Raw genomic sequence first — 20143 nt, 5'->3', positions numbered from 1 at the left:
TATTGACATAATTGTCAGAAAACAATATCATATACTTACGAATGAAATATATAAAAGGTTTAAATCGTAAGGAGAAAACATATGAATAATTATTTTGGTGATCTAACTCCAAGAATGGAAGATTTTCGTGAAGAATTACTCAATGTAAAACCACATGTTTGTGTGGAACGAGCTGTAATTACAACACAGACATATAAGGAAAATCAGGATCAGCCATTGGCAATAAAGCGAGCCTTAATGCTGAAAAACGTATTGGAACAGATGACTATTTTTATTGAGCCACAGACTATGATTGCTGGTAATCAGGCATCCACAAACCGAAGTGCTCCTATTTTCCCTGAATATGCTATGAAATGGGTTATTGATGAATTGGATGAGTTTGAACATCGAGATGGAGATGTTTTCTATATATCAGAAGAGAATAAGCAGAAGTTAAGGGATATTGCACCTTTCTGGGAGCATAATACTTTACTGGACAGAGGATTAGCAGCTTTTCCGCCTCATTCTAAACAGTATTATGATCTTGGAATTATCAAATCTGAAGGAAATATTACTTCAGGAGATGCTCATTGTGCTGTTGATTATGGAAAAATGATGCAGGTAGGTTTAAAAGACTATGCTAGAAGAGCAGAAGAAAAATTAGAATCATTGGATTTAACAGATTATAAAAATATCCAGAAAAGTTTTTTTTATCGTGGAATTATAATTGTTGTTGATGCGGTTCGAACCTTTGCCAATCGTTATGCACAGCTGGCATTACAGACTGCAAAAACAGAAGCAGATTCAAAGAGAAAAGAAGAACTTATGGAAATGAGCCGTATTTTATGCAAGGTTCCATATGAACCGGCTGAAACTTTCCGTGAAGCCGTACAAAGTTTGTGGTTGGTCCATTTGATTCTTCAAATTGAATCCAATGGTCATAGTTTATCTTATGGAAGAATGGATCAGTATCTAGATCCTTATTATGAAGCAGATTTAAAATCTGGAAGAATTACAGAAGATGAAGCATGTGAGCTGATGTGTAATCTCTGGCTGAAAACATACACCATTAACAAAATCCGTTCATGGAGTCATACACAGTTTTCTGCAGGTTCTCCGTTATATCAGAATGTTACGGTTGGAGGACAGACAGTCGATGGAAAAGATGCTACCAATCCAATGTCATGGCTGATTTTAAAAAGTGTTGCAAAATGTCATCTGACTCAGCCAAACCTGACAGTTCGATATCACCATGGATTAAGCGATGCCTTTATGAAAGAATGCGTGGAAGTGGTCCGCTGTGGATTTGGTATGCCTGCTTTCAATAATGATGAAATCATTATTCCAAGTTTTATTGAAAAAGGTGTGAAACCGGAGGATGCTTATAATTACAGTGCCATTGGATGTGTGGAAACAGCAGTCCCTGGAAAATGGGGTTATCGCTGTACGGGAATGAGTTTCTTAAACTTTCCCAAAGCACTGTTGATTGCCATGAATGATGGTGTAGATCCGGGTTCAGGTACCAGGCTTTGTGAGGGAATAGGACATTTCAAAGATTTCGTATCTTTTGATCAGGTCCTGGAATGCTGGAATAAAGTTATCCGTGAAATGTGTCGCCAATGCACGATCATTGATGCCACCTGTGATATGGTTCTGGAACAGGATACGGCAGATATTCTCTGTTCTGCACTGACAGATGATTGTATTGAGCGAGGACTGAATATGAAAGAAGGCGGCGCTGTGTATGATTTCATCAGTGATCTTCAGGTTGGAATTGCTAATCTGGCAGACAGTCTTGCAGCGATTAAAAAAGTTGTTTTTGAGGACAAAGAGATTACTCCGGCTCAATTATGGGATGCTTTGCAGTCTGATTTTTCCGGAGAGGAAAATGAAAAAATCCGTAAGATGCTCCAGGATGCACCTAAATATGGAAATGATGATGATTATGTAGACCATCTGGTTGTTGATGCGTATAATATATATATTGATGAAATGAAAAAATATCATAATAACCGCTATGGGAGGGGACCGATTGGTGGAATTTATTATGCCGGTACATCCTCTATTTCAGCAAACGTGCCTCAAGGTGCAGGTACTCTTGCAACGCCAGATGGAAGAAAGGCTGGAGAACCTCTTGCAGAAGGATGTTCCCCAAGTCATGCAGCAGATAAAAATGGTCCGACAGCGGTTTTAAAAAGTGTTGCCAAACTTCCAACCAGGGAAATCACAGGGGGTGTACTGTTAAATCAGAAAGTTACACCACAAATGTTGTCAAAGGAAGAAAACAAGCAGAAACTAATTATGCTGCTTCATACATTTTTTCACAGATTATATGGATATCATATCCAGTTTAATGTAGTCAGTCGTGAAACGTTGATTGATGCGCAGAAACATCCAGAGAAACATAAAAATTTAATTGTCCGTGTAGCAGGATATAGTGCCTTCTTTCATGTTCTTTCCAAAAAGACACAAGATGATATTATTGAGCGCACGGAGCAGACTTTATAAAAGTAAAACTCCACATGTCATTTTTGAAATGGCTTGTGGAGTTTCACTTTCAAGACTCGCTCGCGAGTCTTGGCGCGGAATTCGGGTCTGCATAGCAGACATACTTCCAATCCTAATTCCTGCGCATCCTCGCGGAGCGTATATCAGATGGGGGATTGAAACCCGCCATTGATACATAATTGTTGCTCACCGCCTACAGAGGCGGGAGTCATCCCTCGTCTGATATAAACAAGGATTAAACTGTGATAACTTCAATATTCTGTGCGTCTAACTCTTCAGCTGTCTGTTTAGGGAGCTGTTTATCTGTGATTACAGTCTTTTTCTGATTTTTTAAGTTTAATGGAACAATACCATGCTTTGAAAATTTTTCGCTTTCCGTTAAAATCACAACCTGCTCCGCTTGAGGAGCCATATCGCGAACAGCCTGAGCACGCATCTGATCCCGATTGGTAAAACCTGTTCGAAGAGAATAACCATCAGTTCCAATAAAAAATAAATCCACACAAAAATTTTCAGCACACTGACGAATCATAGGTCCAACCATAACCTGCGCATCCTGCTGATATATGCCCCCAAGCAAAATGATTTGAAAGCTGGATTTTCCACGGATATAATCAGCAATAAATCCGCTGTTGGTAATAATAGTAAGATCTTTTTTTGATGTTGTTAAGACTTCGGCTAATAAAGCACAGCAGCTTCCGCTTTCAATCATGATCGTATCTCCATTGGAAATAAGAGAAGCTGCTTTAACAGCAATATTTCGTTTTGCTTCGTAATGATAAGCGATCCGGCCATTGATATCGTCACTGCTGCGTAAAATAGCAGAGCCGTGTTCGCGAATGATAATTCCTTTTTCTTCTAATTCATCCAGATCTTTTCGGATAGTGACCTGGGAAACGCCTAATTTTTCTGATAAGGCAGAGACTTCTATTTTATGTTCACTGGTTAATAATTCCAATATCTGATGCATACGTTTTTTCATCTCGCAAAACTCCTGTATTTCAAAATGATTTAATACTACCACTATATCATGAAAAAATAAATGAATCAAACACGGAATGCTTTCGAATGAAAGTAAAATCTTGACTTATTCTTATCAGTTGTTTCTCGTAGAAAAATATATTTTTTTATTGACTCTGGTATAATACTGTAGTTTAATATAAAATAGTACAAAGAGGTACGGGAATACGCTATTCTCGTGCCTTTTTTTGTGCTGTCTCTCAAAGAATAAAGCAGATATGTATGATTTGTTGTGAAAGAGAAAGGAATGTATATATGGATTTAAAAAGACAAAATTATTTTTCTGGTGCTCCAATGGAATTGGTAGATGGATACAGCAGAATGGTACAGACCGGGCCTTTTTTGTTTTGTGGTGGAACTACTAGTGTTCAGCCAGATGGTTCTATGGTTGCGGAAGGAGATTCTTACGGACAAGTTAAATATGTTCTGGAAAAATTAATTAAAATAATTGAAAAAGCAGGTGGAACCAAAGAGGATGTCTATTCTGTGAAAATTTATGCAACGCCGAAATTTGATGTAAAGGAAGGATTGCTTGCATATTCAGAGTTTTTTAAGGATGTAAAGCCTTTGTTAAATTGTATTACGATTCAAAAGCTGACACGACCGGCTCAGCTGGTGGAAATTGAAATGAATGCTATTGCAGGATGCAGTAAAGGCTTGAAATGGGAAGGCATTTCCATGGAACGTACCAATTATTTATCTGGATTATCTATCGAAGAAGAAGTTGGATACAGCAGAATGGTAAAAATAGGTCCATTTATATATCTGGGTGGTCTTTCCAGTGAACTTCTGGACGGAACGGTTTACGGAAAAGATGATGCCTGCATCCAAAGTAAATATATTTATCGGAAACAGTTCCAGTGGCTGGCCAAAGCAGGTGCTGCTCCGGAAGATATTGTAAAAGTTAAGAAATATATTACAGAAAAAAATATGAGAACATGGAGAAATTCAAAGGATTTGGAAGATCTTCCAAGAAAATCGGCAGTTTTTTCAAGTGCTATTGTGGAAAAATTAAGACATCCTGATGCAATGGTTCAAACTGAAATTTTTGCAATAGAAGGATGTGGAAAGAATAAAATAAGAGAATCCTGGGGAAATATTGATTTTCGAAAAGAACCAGGAAAAACACAAAATCATGGCTGGGCAGATATAGTAAAAACAGGGCCTTTCCTTTATGGAGGAACCATGCGAAGTCTGGATGAAGAAGGTGTTGTGGTAGGGATTGGAGATTCAGAACGCCAGGAATCATATGTTGTAAAAAGTTTTACAGACTTAATGAATGAAATGGGATTTAAACCGGAAGAAATGGTAAAATTCAAAGCCTATTATACTGCGGATTTTGATTCTTTATATGGTGAAACAGAGACACCGTTTTATGAACGGATTTATAAACCTGTCAAACCATTGTATACAGGTGTTTATGTGTCCAGGGTAGGAACAAAAAGCGAAATTTTTGAGATGGAAATGATGGCGGTAAAAGGCTGTGCGAATGAATAAAAAGGAAAAACTGTTTTAATTTGTCCTGTGGTCATGTTATGATAAAATATATCAGAAAAATTTATACAAAAGGAGATTTATATGAAAAAGAAAGGATTTATTAAAGAATTCCAGGAATTCATAAGTCGTGGAAATGTCATTGACATGGCAGTCGGTGTTATTATCGGAGGTGCTTTCCAGACAATCATTTCTTCTTTGGTAAATGATGTGATAATGCCTTTGATCTCTGTGATTACCGGAGGGATTGATTTTACCATGTGGAAATTAAAACTTGGAGCAGGAGCTGATGCACCGGTTGTTCATTATGGAAATTTGATTACAGCGATTATTAACTTCCTTCTGATGGCATTTGTTATCTTTACATTTATCAAGATTATGAATAACTTAAGAGACAGATTCAGTAAAACTGAAGAAGAAGTACCGGCAGCTCCAGAGACAAAGATTTGTCCATTTTGTTTATCAGAGATTCCTGCAGATGCTGTAAAATGTGCTCATTGCACTTCAGATTTATCAGAAGGTGGTGCAATATGAATTTAAGAAAATTAACGGTTGCTGGGATGTTAGTTGCTTTGTCGGTCATATTATCGACATTTTCCATTCCTATTGGTGCATCCAGATGTTTCCCGATTCAGCATATGGTAAATGTCATAGCAGCAGTTTTCTTAGGACCTTTATATGGTGTTTCCATGGCATTTTGTACATCTCTGATTCGAAATATGATTGGAACCGGAAGTTTACTGGCTTTTCCTGGAAGCATGGCGGGTGCTTTTATCTGTGGATTAGTGTTCTATTATACACATAGAGTTTCTTTGACATGCTTTGGTGAAATCATTGGAACCGGAATTATCGGTGGTATGTTAGCATATCCTATTGCATCATTGATGATGGGACAGGAAGCAGCTTTATTTACTTTTGTAGTGCCGTTTTTAATGAGTACAACAGTTGGAACGATCATAGCATCTGTTATTATTGGAGCACTATATAAAACAAAGGCATATCAGGTCATTGAACAAGTTCTCAAAGAAGAAAATCATTAGGTAAATTATACAAATAATGGGTTCAGGTTTTTTGTAATATTAACTAAAAAATAGAAAAGAGAAAAATAATATTAGCAATAAATATAACAATCTGCTAAAATATAACTAAGAAATAAAAAACCGTTTCACATTATGTGGCATGGTTTTTTTATTATTCAGAACAAAGCGGACAAGTCCGCTTCAACTCCCTCTATCTCTCACTCATGAGGGACTTACTCCGTTACACAGGAGTACCTGAAGATCTGTAAATGAAACAAATATGCATAAAAGCAAAGAAAGGAAGAAAACAATGTTTAAAAAAGGTGACTGCATCGTTTACGGAAGTACTGGTATTTGTGAAGTTTTGGATGTAACGACAATGGATATGGAAGGAATTCCAAATAATAAACTATATTATATTCTAAAGCCGTATCTGAAAAAAGGAAGCGAAATATTTACTCCGGTAGATAACAAAAAAACGGTAATCAGAGACCTGATTTCTGTTAAAGAAGCAAAAGAGCTTCTGCAATGTATAGAAAGTTTAGGTGAATTTAAGGTTACCAATGAGAAATTCAGAGAAGATTGCTACAAACAATGTGTGAGAGGAAGTGACTGTATGGAGATCATGAAGTTAATTAAAACATTACATCTCCGTAAATATAGTCGATTGGTTCAGGGAAAAAATTTCCCTTCCACAGATGAAAGATATTTAAAATTAGCAGAAGATAATTTGTATGCAGAACTGGCTTTTGTTCTGAATAAAGATTCAAAACAAATCAGTGATTATATTGAACAACAGATACATTCCTGTATTCCGGTTTAATCTCCAGCTCATCTCCTTCAGGTCCAGAGCAGATTTCTTGACCTTTTCATCCTTTTATGTTAAGATTTTTTTGCTGACAGAATGTATAATAAGGATGGATTATAATGAAAAAAAATATTTTATTGAAAATCGTATCAGCGATTGTTCTTCTTCAGGGTATATTTCAACTGGTGAACACAGCGCTGATTCTTGGAAATGGAACATCAGGAATTAAGATTTCAATGACTATGTTCTATTTAAGTCTTGTATTCACTTTATTGTATGGGATTGTTGCTTTGATTGGAGGAGTAGCAGGACTGTTCCATGGAAGTGAAATGGATGGGTGTAAAAAGAGTTTTTACTGTGGTCTCGGTTTGATTATATTAAATATCGGTATGCTGTTTATTAATTTTGCAACCGGATCTTTTGATGTTATGCAGTTAGAAGCTTTTATTACTCCGGGATTATATACTATTGTAGCTGTAATAAGCGGACGTTCAAATTAGATTGTTATATGATAGACAATAAAAGAAGGTCGTGTTGCAGAAGCTGATTAAAAATCAGCTTCTCACACGTCCTTTTTATTACATAGAAAATTTAACTTGTTGTGCGATTCCAGTTTTATATAGTTGTTCTTTTTTTTTCAATATGATATAATTTTTCATAGTGATTTTGTAAAAATAAGCAAAAGAGGTAAAACAATGAAAAGTTTAAAAGATATGAACAGAGTACTTTTAAAGCTCAGCGGAGAAGCACTTGCCGGAGACAAAAAAACAGGATTTGATGAAGCTACATGTGTTGATGTGGCTCGTCAGGTTAAAACGCTTGTGGATGAAGGATTACAGGTGGCTATTGTTATTGGCGGAGGTAATTTCTGGCGTGGACGTACCAGTGACAGTATGGAAAGAACAAAAGCTGATCAGATTGGTATGCTTGCAACAGTTATGAACTGTATTTATGTATCTGATGCATTCCGCAGTGCAGGAATGGAAACAGAGGTTTATACACCGTTTGTCTGTGGAGCTTTTACAGAGATGTTTTCAAAGGATAAAGCGGTTCGTGATCTGAATGCAGGTAAAGTTGTATTTTTCGCAGGTGGTACAGGTCATCCATATTTTTCAACAGATACTTCCACAGCATTACGTGCAATTGAGATTGAAGCAGATGCTATTTTACTGGCTAAGTCTATAGATGGTGTTTATGACAGTGATCCTGCTGTTAATAAAGATGCGGTAAAATATGATACATTGACAATGGACGAAGTACTTGAACAGAAACTTGGAGTAATCGATCTTACAGCAACCATTATGTGTCTTGAAAATAAAATGCCATTGGCGGTATTTGGTTTAAATGAAGAAAATAGTATTGAAAATTTAATGAAGGGTGAATTTAACGGTACATATGTTACTGTTTCATAATAGGAGGACAAAAGACTATGTTAAAACAATTTGAAGAAAAAATGGAAAAATCATATGACAGTATGATGAGCGACTTTTTAACAATCCGTGCAGGACGTGCAAATCCACATGTTCTGGACAATGTTAAAGTTGATTATTATGGAGTTGCAACTCCTGTACAGCAGGTTGGAAATATTTCTATTCCGGAGGCAAGAATGATTGTAATCCAGCCATGGGAATCAAATTTATTAAAGGAAATTGAAAAAGCCATTTTAATGTCAGATATTGGAATCACTCCAACAAATGATGGAACTGCAATTCGTCTTAATTTCCCTGAACTGACAGAAGAACGCAGAAAAGATCTGGCAAAAGATGTAAAAAAACGTGGTGAAGCTGCTAAAGTCGCAGTCCGTAATATTCGTCGTGATGCAAATGATTTCCTGAAAAAGCAGAATAAAGCCGGTGAATTAAATGACGATCAGCAGAAAGATTATGAAGATGATGTTCAGAAAATGACAGATAAATTTGTAAAGAAAATTGATGCATCAGTAGAAGCAAAATCAAAAGAAATCATGACAGTTTAATATTGAACAGGGTTGGCATTTCCGTGCCCGGCCCTGTTTAAATTTTTGTAGGCGCTAGATGATGAATCAATTCTTTAGACGGAGGTTATATGGAAAATTTAAATGTTCCACAGCATGTTGCGATTATTCTGGATGGTAATGGGAGATGGGCAAAAAAGAAGCATCTTCCTCGAAATATGGGACATGTTCAGGGAAGTAAAACGGTTGAGAAGATTATTGAGGATGCATATAATTTAGGAATAAAATACCTGACAGTTTATGCTTTTTCTACTGAAAACTGGAAACGTCCGCAGAGTGAAGTGGATGCCCTGATGAAATTGTTGCGTGACTATTTGAAAAATTGTATAAAACGTGCCAATAAAAATAATATGAAAGTCCGTGTTATAGGTGATATTACAGGGCTTTCTGAGGATCTCCAGGATAAGATTGTTGAACTGGAAGAGGCCTCAAAAAATAATACAGGAATTAATTTTACCATTGCGTTAAATTATGGAAGTCGTGATGAGATGGTTCGTGCCATGAAACATATGGCAGAGGATCTGGAATCCGGGAAATTATCAAAAGAAGATATCAGTGAAAGAATATTTAATGATTATCTGGATACAAAAGGTCTTCCTGACCCTGATTTGATGATCCGTACCAGTGGAGAGGAAAGGCTCTCTAATTTCATGCTTTGGCAGCTGGCATATACTGAATTTTATTTTACTGATGTACTCTGGCCTGATTTTAATAAAAAGGAACTTGAAAAAGCGATTGAATACTATAATGGAAGAGATCGCAGATTTGGAGGAATATAAGTTTTATGTTTAAACAAAGATTATTAAGCGGAATTGTACTTGTTATTATTGCTGCTGTAGGTTTGTATATGGGAGGTATAGTGACATTTGGTCTGACATTGATTGTTGCATTGATTGGATACAGTGAGATTCTAAAGATTTTCCATATTGAAAAATCTTCTTTTGCAGTTATCGGTTATACTGGTACCATATTGTATTTTGTTGCATTATTTTTTGATTTAGCTCAATGGACTTCATCTATCATTATTTTATTCTTGATTTTCTTATTAGGGTGTTACGTTATACGTTTTCCTAAATATAAAATGGATCAGATGATGGGCTGTTTCTTCGGATTTGTATATGTTGGTGTTATGCTTTCTTATATATATCAGCTCCGTGTTCTTCAAAATGGAGGAGAGTTTGTTGTACTTTTATTCCTTGCCGCATGGGGAAATGATACATTAGCATATTGTACTGGAATGTTAATCGGTAAACATAAAATGTCACCGGTTTTAAGTCCTAAGAAAAGTGTAGAAGGTTTAATTGGAGGAATTGTTGGTGCTGCAGTTCTTGGAGCAGTTTATGGTATTTATCTGAAATCAACCATTCGTTTTTCATTTAATCCTGTTACAATGTTTGCGTTAATCTGCGCAATTGGTGCTGTTATTTCTGTAATTGGAGATTTGGCAGCATCTGCTATTAAACGTGATGCAGGAATTAAAGATTATGGAACTCTTATTCCTGGTCATGGTGGAATTTTGGATCGATTTGACAGTATTATTTTAATTGCCCCGGTTATTTATTATCTTACGGTTATGATTTCAGGAGGAACCATTTAAGATGAAATATATTTCTATTATTGGATCAACAGGGTCCATAGGAACTCAGACCCTGGACATTGTTCGAAATAATAAAGATATCAAAGTAACTGCTCTTGCAGCGGGAACCAATATCGATCTGCTGGAAAAACAGATTCGTGAATTTTCACCTAAAATTGCTGCTGTTTATGATAAACAGAGAGCAGAGGAGTTAAAACTTCGATTAAAGGATATAACTATAAAGGTGGTTTCCGGGATGGATGGACTGTTGGAGGCTGCCACAGAATCTGAATGTTCCATTGTAGTTACAGCAATCGTTGGCATGATTGGTATCCGGCCAACGATTGCAGCTATGAATGCAGGAAAAGATATTGCACTTGCAAACAAGGAGACTCTGGTTACAGCCGGACATATTATTATGTCGCTGGCTAAGAAACTGGGAGTACGGATTTATCCCGTGGATAGTGAACATTCTGCAATTTTCCAATGTCTTGAAAGTGGCAGGAGAGATGATTTGGATTCTCTTATTATCACTGCTTCCGGAGGACCATTCCGTAAAAAAACCACAGAAGACCTGAAGCAGGTAACAGTTGAAGATGCTCTAAATCATCCTAACTGGTCTATGGGTCGTAAGATAACTATAGATTCAGCAACTCTGGTTAATAAAGGGCTGGAAGTAATCGAAGCAAAATGGTTATTTGATGTTGATTTTGATCATATTCATGTAGTAGTTCAGCCTAAAAGTGTGATACATTCCATGATTCAGTTTCAGGATGGAAGTGTCATTGCCCAGCTTGGAACACCTGACATGAAACTTCCAATTCAGTATGCACTATATTATCCGGAGCATCGTCCTTTACCTGGAGAAAGACTGGATTTTGCAGCATTGAAACAGATCGCTTTTGAGGAGCCACCGGTTGATGTGCTAAAAGGACTTCCTTATGCATATGATGCAGGAAGAATCGGAGGAAGTATGCCGACAGTATTAAATGCAGCCAATGAAAAAGCAGTTGCGATGTTTTTAGACAGAAAAATCCGATTTTTAGATATTTATGATATTATTGAGGATACGATGAATGCTCATACCGTTATAAATGATCCTTCTTTAGATGAAGTACTTGAAACAGAGCAATGGGTATACGATCATATACTGAGAAAGTATCCTGTTGACTGATTGAAGTTTCAATTCTATGACATTTTTAAATTTACAAAATAGAAAGCAGGTAGTTTATTGAACATTATTATTGCAATTTTAATATTTGGTATTATCATTATCGTCCATGAACTTGGGCATTTCCTGATTGCCAAGAAAAATGGTATTCAGGTTGATGAATTTTGTATAGGTTTAGGACCGACGATTATTGGAAAACAGGTAGGAGATACTTTTTATTCAATTAAATTACTGCCTTTTGGCGGTGCATGTATGATGGGTGAGGATGAAGAACGACAGGAGAAAAATGCTTTCAATAATAAATCTGTCTGGGCAAGGATGGCAGTGATTTTTGGCGGGCCTTTCTTTAATTTTGTTTTTGCTTTTATTTTATCACTAATTATGATCGGAATATCCGGTGTTGATATTCCAAAAATTTATTCTGTAGAAAAAAGTTCTCCAGCTGCACAGGCAGGAATAAAAGCCGGAGATATTATGACTGCCGTAGATCATAAAAAAATTCATAATTATCGTGAATTTTCTTATTATATGTTTTTGGATTATAAGCAGGGAGATAAAATTCCGATTACTATAGAACGTAATGGAAGAGAAATAGATATTCAGGTTACTCCGGTTTATAATCAGCAGGAAAATAAGTATATGATCGGTATTACATGGCCTGGATATCAGAAAGTGGGACCATTAAAAACGATCGGATATAGTATTCGTGAAGTTGGTCTTCAGGTGAAACTTACAGTGAAAAGTATTAAAATGCTGATTGGACGACAGCTTGGAATGAAAGATCTTTCCGGCCCTGTTGGTATAGTTAAAACAGTTGGAGATCAATATACACAAGCTTCGCATTATGGCTTTTTAGCTGTATTCTTGACAATGATTAATATGGCGATTCTGATTAGTTCCAATTTAGGAGTTATGAATCTTTTACCACTTCCTGCACTGGATGGTGGTCGATTATTATTTCTGATTATTGAGGCTGTTTGCGGAAAACCTGTTCCAAGAAATCTGGAAGCTGCTGTTCATACGGCGGGACTGATGATTTTAATGGCGTTGATGATTTTTGTTATGTATCAGGATATCACAAAGATTTTCCTCTAAAGGAGGTTATATATGTATACAAGGAACCAGACAAAGGTAATACAGATTGGTAATGTAAAGATTGGAGGCGGTCATCCGGTTGCTATTCAGTCAATGACCAATACAAAAACTGAAGACGTTGAGGCGACGGTAAAGCAGATCCTGGCATTGGAAAAAGCAGGATGTGACATCGTGCGCTGTACTGTGCCCACACAGGAAGCTGCAAATGCTTTAGAAGAAATAAAAAAACAGATTCATATTCCTTTGGTTGCTGATATTCATTTTAATTATATTCTTGCAATTGAAGCTATGAAGCATGGTGCTGATAAAATCCGCATTAATCCGGGAAACATAGGCGGGGAAGAAAACATTCAAAAGGTTGTTGAAACTGCCAAAGAATATCATGTTCCAATTCGTGTTGGAGTAAATAGTGGATCTTTGGAAAAACCCCTGGTAGAAAAATATAATGGAGTTACAGCAGAAGGTCTGGTAGAAAGTGCTTTGGATAAGGTTTCTATGCTGGAGAAATTTGATTTTCATGATATCGTTGTCAGCATTAAATCATCCGATGTACTTATGTGTGCAAAAGCATATCAGCTGGTTGCAGATAAAATTGATTATCCTCTTCATGTGGGAATTACGGAAGCAGGAACATTATACAGTGGAAATATTAAATCAGCTGTTGGTCTCGGAATAATTTTAAATCAGGGCATTGGTGATACGATCCGTGTATCCCTCACAGGTGATCCGGTAAATGAAATTGCCAGTGCAAAACTGATTTTAAAAACTTTAGGATTACGTCAGGGCGGAATAGAAGTGGTTTCCTGTCCTACATGCGGTCGTACGAATATTGATCTGATTTCTTTAGCAAATCAGGTAGAAACTATGGCAAGTGATTTTGAACATCTGAATATTAAGGTGGCTGTCATGGGCTGCGTTGTAAATGGACCTGGTGAGGCAAAAGAGGCAGATGTAGGGATTGCAGGTGGTATTGGAGAAGGTCTTCTGATCAAAAAAGGTGAAGTGATTCGAAAAGTAAAAGAAGAAGATCTTTTAGATACTTTACGAAATGAACTTGAACATTGGGGTGAATCATAATGGTAGAACAAGGAAAGCTGTTTTTTCGTGTGTTTCCTGATCTTAAAGTTTCGGATGAATTCCATTCTTTATTTGAATCTGTAAAAATATATGATATTACCCTGAAAAAGAGAGAAAATATGCTCCGTATTTCTTTTATCTGTGATCATCTGATTTCAAGAATTGATACATGGAGAATGGAACAGCAGATCCGTGAACAGCTGTTTTCAAAACGCTTTGTCAAAATACGGTTTCATGAGGTCTATGAGCTTTCTGACCAGTACAATCTTACATATTTGATGGAACATTATATGAAAAGCTTCCTCTTTGAGTTAAAAGGCAAAGGGGAGGTTATTTTTAATGTTGTCAGAAAAGGTGATTACAAAGTTGAGGATAATATACTTACTTTTTATTTTGAGAATACATTTGTAAATAAAAATAAGGCTCCGGAAATTAAAGATTATTTTGAAACAGTTTTAAAAGACAGGTTTCATATGGATATCAAAGTCGGATTTGATTTTTCAAAAAGTATGGACAAAAGCCTGAAAGAAGAAAGCCGTTATCGTTTGCAACAGGAAATACATGCCATTGTGGAACATGCTGATACCATTGAGAAAGAACAAAAAGAGGAAAAGAAAGCACGCAGGAAAGCTGCTGCCGTGAAAAAGGAACAAACCTTTCGGAGAAAACCTAAAACTCAGGATGATCCCACATTATTATATGGACGAAATTGTGATGGTGAACTGACAGAGATAAAAGATATTCAGGATGAAATCGGTGAAGTTGTCATTCATGGTCAGATTACTTTCCTTGAAACAAGGGAAATCAGAAATGAAAAGACCATCATTATATTTCATGTGACAGACTTTACAGATACTATCAGCTGTAAGATTTTTGTCCGAAATGAGCAGCTTCCAGATGTATTGGGAGCATTAAAAAAGGGTGGATTTTATCGAATAAAAGCTGTTGCTATTTATGATAAATATGACCACGAAATAGGATTAGGATCTGTTGCTGGAATAAAAGCTATCACAGATTTTAGAAAAAAGAGACAGGATAACTCCATGGAAAAAAGAGTAGAACTCCATCTTCATACTGTAATGAGTGATAATGACAGTGTTGTACAGATTAAAGATATTGTAAAACGTGCCCATGATTGGGGACATCCTGCCGTTGCTATTACGGATCATGGGGTTTTACAGGGATTTCCTATTGCAAGACATGCTTATGAAGATTTAAGGCTTCCTGAAGATGATCCGTTTAAGATTATCTATGGAGTGGAAGCATATTTTGTAGATGATTTGGGGGATCTGGTGGTTGACTCAAAAGGACAGTCATTAGATGACACTTTTGTAGTTTTCGATATTGAAACAACAGGATTTAACAGTGAAAATGATCGTATAATTGAAATCGGTGCAGTAAGAGTGGAGCATGGAGAAATTACAGATACTTTTAGTGAATTTGTGAATCCTCAAATGCCAATACCATATAAAATTACTCAATTGACAACCATTACAGATGATATGGTTAAAAATGCACTATCTATTGAAACTATTTTACCAATGTTTTTGGAATTTTGTAAGGACAGTATTCTTGTTGCTCACAATGCTGATTTTGATACCGGTTTTATTAAAGAAAACTGTCATCGGTTGAATCTGCCTTATGATTACACTGTTGTAGACACATTGGGACTGGCACGCTGTTTAATGGGACATCTTGGAAAATATACTTTGGATAATATCTGTAAGCATTTAAATATTGTTCTGGAAACCCATCATCGAGCAGTTGATGATGCAACAGCAACAGGAAAAATCTTTGTAGAATTTATTTCCATGCTGAAAAATAAAGATATTATGAATCTGGATCAGGTAAATGAATATGCAGGCGAAAGTGTAGATCTTATAAAAAAAGGACGAACTTACCATGGTATTATTTTAGTAAAAAATAATACAGGTCGTGTGAACCTGAATCGTCTGGTATCCGAATCTCATTTGAATTACTTTAACCGTCGTCCACGTATGCCAAAATCATTGATTAATAAATACAGAGACGGATTGATTATCGGTTCCGCATGTGAAGCAGGTGAACTATACAATGCTCTGGTAGATCAGCGTTCAGATGAAACTATAGCTAAAATCGTATCTTTTTATGATTATCTGGAAATTCAGCCTGTTGGAAATAATGAATTCATGATTCATTCTGAAAAAATAGAAAATATTCAGTCAATAGAGGATATACAGAAAGTAAATCAACGAATTGTTGATTTGGGAGAAGAATTTCATAAGCCTGTAGTTGCCACATGTGATGTACATTTTATGGATCCTGATGATTCTATTTACCGTGCAATTCTTATGGCGGGAAAAGGATTTAAAGACGCAGATTCACAGCCGCCTCTTTATTTTAGGACCACAGAAGAGATGATGGATGAGTTTGCCTATCTGGGAAGTGAGAAAGCGAAAGAAGTGGTTATTACAAATCCCAATAAGATCAATGAGATGATCGAGAATATTTCTCCAATCCATCCGGATAAATGTCCTCCGGTCATTCCTGACTCTGATAAGACATTACGTGAAATCTGTTATAACAGAGCACATGAAATATATGGACCTGATCTTCCGGAACGTGTTACCAGCCGATTAGAAAGAGAACTGAATTCTATCATTGGAAATGGGTATGCTGTTATGTATATTATTGCCCAGAAGCTGGTGTGGGATTCCAATGACCATGGATATCTGGTTGGATCCCGTGGTTCTGTAGGTTCATCTTTTGCTGCAACCATGTCTGGTATTACAGAAGTAAATCCTCTTCCGGCTCATTACATCTGTCCGGAATGTCATTATGTGGACTTTGATTCAGAACAGGTGCAAAAGTATGCCAAAATGGGTATGTCAGGATTTGATATGCCAGATGCTGTATGTCCAGAATGTGGCACAAAACTGATTAAAGAAGGACAGGATATTCCTTTTGAAACTTTCCTTGGGTTTAAAGGAAACAAGGAACCGGATATAGACTTAAACTTTTCAGGAGAATATCAGGGGAAAGCACATGCTTATGTAGAAGTTATTTTTGGAAAGGGAAAAGCCTTTCGAGCAGGGACAATCGGTACTCTTGCAGAAAAAACTGCATATGGTTATGTCCTCAAATATCTGGAGGAGAGGGGCATTAGTAAAAGACGTTGTGAGATTGAACGTCTGGCTCTTGGATGTACTGGTGTAAAAAGAACCACCGGTCAGCATCCAGGAGGAATCATTGTTGTACCTCATGATAAAGAAATATATGATTTTACAGCAGTACAGCATCCTGCCAATGATACCAGTACACCAATTATCACAACTCATTTTGAATATCATTCCATTGACCAGAACCTTTTAAAACTTGATATTCTGGGGCATGATGATCCTTCCATGATACGACGGATGGAAGATATTACAGGAATTGATGCACATACGATTCCAATGGATGATAAAGGTGTTATGGGGCTGTTTCATGGAACAGAAACTCTTGGAATCAAGCCGGAAGACATTGATGGGACACCTTTAGGATCCTTAGGTGTTCCGGAATTCGGTACGGATTTTGTTATCCAGATGCTTCAGGATACACATCCTCAAAGCTTTTCGGATCTTGTCCGTATTTCTGGTTTGTCTCATGGGACTGATGTGTGGCTTGGCAATGCCCAGACACTGATTGAAAATGGTGATGCAGTTATTTCTACAGCCATTTGTTGTCGAGATGATATTATGGTATATCTGATTAATCAGGGACTGGAACAGGAAGCATCCTTTAAGATTATGGAAGGTGTTCGAAAAGGGAAAGGTCTGACACAAGAGCAGGAACAAATGATGCGTGATAATAATGTACCGGACTGGTATATCTGGTCATGCAAACGTATCAAATATATGTTTCCAAAGGCTCATGCCGCTGCGTATGTTATGATGGCATGGCGCATTGCATGGTATAAAGTGTACTATCCACTGGCTTATTATGCAGCGTATTTTAGCATTCGTGCAAAAGCTTTTTCTTATGAAGATATGTGCCTTGGAAAAGAGCATTTAAATGAGAGAATGCATCAGATTAAAAATACACCAAAAAATGAAGTGAAAAATGCTGACCTTGATTTGTTAAGAGAAATGAAAATTGCTGATGAGATGTATGCAAGAGGATACGAATTTATGCCACTGGATATTTATAAAGCGAAAGCAAAAGATTTTCAGGTAATAGATGGCAAAATCATGCCTGCATTAACAAGTATCGACGGTATGGGGGAAAAAGCAGCTTTGCAGGTAGAAGAAGCAGCCAAAGGTGAACCTTTCACATCTTTGGAAAACTTTAGAAATCGTACCAAAGCACCACAGACCGCAATTGATAAAATGAAAGAACTTGGAATTATGGGAGATTTAGAGGAAACGGATCAATTATCCTTTAATTTTCTTTAAAATATCAGATAATTTTGAAATAGTCTGATATAATAAAGAAAGGTATTTCATATTGGCACTCAAAAACTACAAGAAAGAGAGGAAGGAAACTATGAATTTGGAAAAAATTTTTCATTTGAAAGAAAATGGCACAGATGTGAAAACAGAAATTATTGCTGGAGTTACCACCTTTATGACCATGGCGTACATACTTGCGGTAAATCCGAATATCTTATCTGCTTCCGGAATGGACCGGGGAGCAATCTTCACGGCTACGGCTCTTGCATCTTTTATTGCCACATGTTTGATGGCTATTTTGTCTAACTATCCATTTGTACTTGCTCCTGGAATGGGATTAAATGCATACTTTGCTTACACAGTGGTTCTTGGAATGGGTTATACATGGCATTAGGCATTGGCAGCGGTATTTTTTGAAGGCTTGATTTTTATTGTACTTTCATTGACCAATGTTCGTGAAGCAATTTTTAATGCCATCCCGATGAATCTAAAACATGCTGTATCTGTAGGAATCGGATTGTTTATTGCTTTTATCGGACTGCAGAATGCACATATTGTTGTGAACAATGATTCCACGTTGGTTGGTATTTTTTCTTTTAAAGGTTCTGTCACAGCAGGAACATTTCACTATGAAGGAATTACGGTACTGTTAGCTTTGATTGGATTGTTGTTAACTGCAATTTTTCTTATAAAAAATATAAAGGGAGGAATTCTTTGGGGAATCCTTATCACTTGGATCCTTGGAATCCTCTGTCAGTTTACAGGATTATATGTTCCAAATCCTGATGCAGGATTTTACAGCCTTCTGCCTGACTTTTCAGGAAGAATTACGGTTCCTAGCCTGGCTCCAACCTTTATGAAGATGGACTTTTCTATTGTATTCACTCTGGACTTCTTTGTTATTATGTTTGCATTTTTGTTTGTGGATATGTTTGATACGCTTGGAACCTTGATTGGAGTTGCATCCAAAGCGGACATGTTGGATAAGAACGGAAAACTTCCTAAGATTAAAGGAGCACTTCTGGCAGATTCTGTTGGAACATCTGTTGGAGCAATCTGTGGAACGTCAACGGTTACAACATTTGTGGAAAGTGCTTCAGGAGTTGCCGAAGGCGGACGAACAGGTCTGACATCTATTGTTGCAGCTATTTTATTTGCAGTGTCCCTGTTCTTGTCACCGATTTTTTTGGCAATTCCATCCTTTGCAACAGCACCTGCACTGATCATGGTAGGATTTCTTATGATTACATCAATTACAAAGATTGATTTTAAAGATTATACAGAAGCAATTCCTTGCTTCATTGCCATTATTGCAATGCCATTCTTGTATAGCATTTCTGAAGGTATTTCCATGGGTGTTATCTCATATGTGGTAATTAATCTGGTTTGTGGAAAAGCAAAAGAAAAGAAAATCAGCCTTTTGATGTATATCTTGGCAGTATTGTTTGTATTAAAGTATGTTTTCTTGTAGGTTATCATCCAGAGCATCATTGAAGATGGAATCTTTTTCCAAGCCATTCCACCTGGTGCAGAACATATTTCTTTCAAGACTCGCGAGCGAGTCTTGAATTAAAATAGCCGAAATAAGGGGTGAAAAGCAATGAAGCAGGAAATGTTTTCAAATTTCATGAAGCAAGCTGTACTGTATCAAGGAACTTCCGTGCAGGAGTATCATCGGATCCTGGGATGTCTTGAAAAAAATCATATAAAATACAAAAAAATGATTTTAGATAATGGCAGTCAACAGAAGCTTCCTCCATATATGTTTTTTCTTATGCCAAAAATGTATTTGGCACCTAGAGCTTTTCGTACGACAAGAAATATAGATGGAGAGTGTTTAAAGAGATATGTGATATTAATTGGAAATAAAGATTTCGAAATTGCAAAAAAATGTATAAATAGGCCGGAAATCAATTAATAAATTGTAAAAACATCTTGTCAAGTACTTTTTTTCGTGGTAGAATAAAAACAGCATAAAAGATTACTTAGGAGTG

16 protein-coding genes and 1 pseudogene are annotated in these 20143 nt (G+C 36.6%); 16 read left to right on the top strand and 1 reads right to left on the bottom strand.

The features are described 5' to 3' along the window. Positions 1-81 precede the first annotated feature (81 nt). Entirely contained in the window at positions 82-2487 is a 2406-nt protein-coding gene (locus tag KTB61_RS10610; protein ID WP_075758551.1) for a glycyl radical protein, read from the top strand. 235 nt (positions 2488-2722) lie between these two features. Here KTB61_RS10610 and KTB61_RS10605 read toward each other — a convergent pair whose 3' ends face one another. Beyond that, positions 2723-3469 (bottom strand): DeoR/GlpR family DNA-binding transcription regulator, encoded by a 747-nt coding sequence (locus KTB61_RS10605; protein ID WP_216697464.1) that lies wholly within the window; start codon positions 3467-3469, stop codon positions 2723-2725. A 293-nt stretch (positions 3470-3762) separates the two neighbouring features. On the opposite strand from KTB61_RS10605, the gene KTB61_RS13290 reads away from it, so the two are divergent. The 15 genes and pseudogenes from KTB61_RS13290 (at position 3763) to KTB61_RS10530 (ending at position 20067) form a co-directional block, all read left to right on the top strand. Continuing rightward, positions 3763-5004, top strand: a complete 1242-nt coding sequence (locus KTB61_RS13290; RefSeq protein WP_083638459.1) for a Rid family hydrolase — start codon at positions 3763-3765, stop codon at positions 5002-5004. An 81-nt stretch (positions 5005-5085) separates the two neighbouring features. Further along, on the top strand, positions 5086-5535 hold the full coding sequence (gene mscL, locus KTB61_RS10595) for a large conductance mechanosensitive channel protein MscL (protein ID WP_075758554.1): 450 nt from the start codon (positions 5086-5088) through the stop codon (positions 5533-5535). Continuing rightward, the gene (gene thiW, locus KTB61_RS10590; protein WP_075758555.1) at positions 5532-6041 is read left to right on the top strand and encodes an energy coupling factor transporter S component ThiW; all 510 of its coding nucleotides are present in this window, start codon (positions 5532-5534) and stop codon (positions 6039-6041) included. Before mscL ends, thiW begins: the two co-directional genes overlap by 4 nt. A gap of 289 nt (positions 6042-6330) precedes the next feature. After that, a complete protein-coding gene (locus KTB61_RS10585) occupies positions 6331-6843 on the top strand; it encodes a CarD family transcriptional regulator (RefSeq protein WP_075758556.1) in 513 nt (170 codons plus the stop codon). A gap of 104 nt (positions 6844-6947) precedes the next feature. Further along, positions 6948-7328 (top strand): hypothetical protein, encoded by a 381-nt coding sequence (locus KTB61_RS10580; RefSeq protein WP_075758557.1) that lies wholly within the window; start codon positions 6948-6950, stop codon positions 7326-7328. A gap of 213 nt (positions 7329-7541) precedes the next feature. Then, positions 7542-8240: a UMP kinase gene (gene pyrH / locus KTB61_RS10575; protein WP_075760485.1), complete on the top strand. Its 699-nt coding sequence runs from the start codon at positions 7542-7544 to the stop codon at positions 8238-8240. Between the two features lie 17 nt (positions 8241-8257). Further along, entirely contained in the window at positions 8258-8803 is a 546-nt protein-coding gene (gene frr / locus KTB61_RS10570; protein WP_216697463.1) for a ribosome recycling factor, read from the top strand. Positions 8804-8892: 89 nt separating this feature from the next. Then, positions 8893-9600, top strand: coding sequence for an isoprenyl transferase (locus KTB61_RS10565; RefSeq protein WP_075758559.1), 708 nt, complete (start codon positions 8893-8895; stop codon positions 9598-9600). 5 nt (positions 9601-9605) lie between these two features. After that, on the top strand, positions 9606-10418 hold the full coding sequence (locus KTB61_RS10560; RefSeq protein WP_075758560.1) for a phosphatidate cytidylyltransferase: 813 nt from the start codon (positions 9606-9608) through the stop codon (positions 10416-10418). Position 10419: 1 nt separating this feature from the next. Next, the gene (locus KTB61_RS10555; protein WP_216697462.1) at positions 10420-11571 is read left to right on the top strand and encodes a 1-deoxy-D-xylulose-5-phosphate reductoisomerase; all 1152 of its coding nucleotides are present in this window, start codon (positions 10420-10422) and stop codon (positions 11569-11571) included. 57 nt (positions 11572-11628) lie between these two features. After that, a complete protein-coding gene (rseP, locus tag KTB61_RS10550) occupies positions 11629-12663 on the top strand; it encodes an RIP metalloprotease RseP (RefSeq protein ID WP_075758562.1) in 1035 nt (344 codons plus the stop codon). A 12-nt stretch (positions 12664-12675) separates the two neighbouring features. Further along, positions 12676-13740: a flavodoxin-dependent (E)-4-hydroxy-3-methylbut-2-enyl-diphosphate synthase gene (gene ispG, locus KTB61_RS10545; RefSeq protein WP_216697461.1), complete on the top strand. Its 1065-nt coding sequence runs from the start codon at positions 12676-12678 to the stop codon at positions 13738-13740. Next, positions 13740-18152 (top strand): PolC-type DNA polymerase III, encoded by a 4413-nt coding sequence (locus KTB61_RS10540; RefSeq protein ID WP_216697460.1) that lies wholly within the window; start codon positions 13740-13742, stop codon positions 18150-18152. The genes ispG and KTB61_RS10540 overlap by 1 nt, the downstream gene beginning before the upstream one ends. 91 nt (positions 18153-18243) lie before the next feature. After that, positions 18244-19620 (top strand): annotated as a pseudogene (locus KTB61_RS10535) (NCS2 family permease). Between the two features lie 156 nt (positions 19621-19776). Next, complete coding sequence (locus tag KTB61_RS10530; RefSeq protein WP_216697459.1) at positions 19777-20067, top strand: hypothetical protein; 291 nt, start codon at positions 19777-19779, stop codon at positions 20065-20067. Positions 20068-20143 lie beyond the last annotated feature (76 nt).

This window comes from Anaerostipes faecalis, from assembly GCF_018982945.1.
GTDB classification, from domain to species: Bacteria; Bacillota; Clostridia; order Lachnospirales; family Lachnospiraceae; genus Anaerostipes; species Anaerostipes faecalis.
Note: the sequence above shows the minus strand (reverse complement) of the source record. Positions and strands in the feature narration are given on the sequence as shown.

Coding starts and splice junctions, on each gene's coding strand:
- KTB61_RS10580 (WP_075758557.1), top strand. CDS start 6,948: ATGAAAAAAAATATTTTATTGAAAATCGTATCAGCGATTGTTCTTCTT.
- KTB61_RS10530 (WP_216697459.1), top strand. CDS start 19,777: ATGAAGCAAGCTGTACTGTATCAAGGAACTTCCGTGCAGGAGTATCAT.
- KTB61_RS10540 (WP_216697460.1), top strand. CDS start 13,740: ATGGTAGAACAAGGAAAGCTGTTTTTTCGTGTGTTTCCTGATCTTAAA.
- KTB61_RS10555 (WP_216697462.1), top strand. CDS start 10,420: ATGAAATATATTTCTATTATTGGATCAACAGGGTCCATAGGAACTCAG.
- KTB61_RS10585 (WP_075758556.1), top strand. CDS start 6,331: ATGTTTAAAAAAGGTGACTGCATCGTTTACGGAAGTACTGGTATTTGT.
- KTB61_RS10605 (WP_216697464.1), bottom strand. CDS start 3,469: ATGAAAAAACGTATGCATCAGATATTGGAATTATTAACCAGTGAACAT.
- KTB61_RS10610 (WP_075758551.1), top strand. CDS start 82: ATGAATAATTATTTTGGTGATCTAACTCCAAGAATGGAAGATTTTCGT.
- thiW (WP_075758555.1), top strand. CDS start 5,532: ATGAATTTAAGAAAATTAACGGTTGCTGGGATGTTAGTTGCTTTGTCG.
- ispG (WP_216697461.1), top strand. CDS start 12,676: ATGTATACAAGGAACCAGACAAAGGTAATACAGATTGGTAATGTAAAG.
- pyrH (WP_075760485.1), top strand. CDS start 7,542: ATGAACAGAGTACTTTTAAAGCTCAGCGGAGAAGCACTTGCCGGAGAC.
- frr (WP_216697463.1), top strand. CDS start 8,258: ATGTTAAAACAATTTGAAGAAAAAATGGAAAAATCATATGACAGTATG.
- mscL (WP_075758554.1), top strand. CDS start 5,086: ATGAAAAAGAAAGGATTTATTAAAGAATTCCAGGAATTCATAAGTCGT.
- KTB61_RS13290 (WP_083638459.1), top strand. CDS start 3,763: ATGGATTTAAAAAGACAAAATTATTTTTCTGGTGCTCCAATGGAATTG.
- KTB61_RS10560 (WP_075758560.1), top strand. CDS start 9,606: ATGTTTAAACAAAGATTATTAAGCGGAATTGTACTTGTTATTATTGCT.
- KTB61_RS10565 (WP_075758559.1), top strand. CDS start 8,893: ATGGAAAATTTAAATGTTCCACAGCATGTTGCGATTATTCTGGATGGT.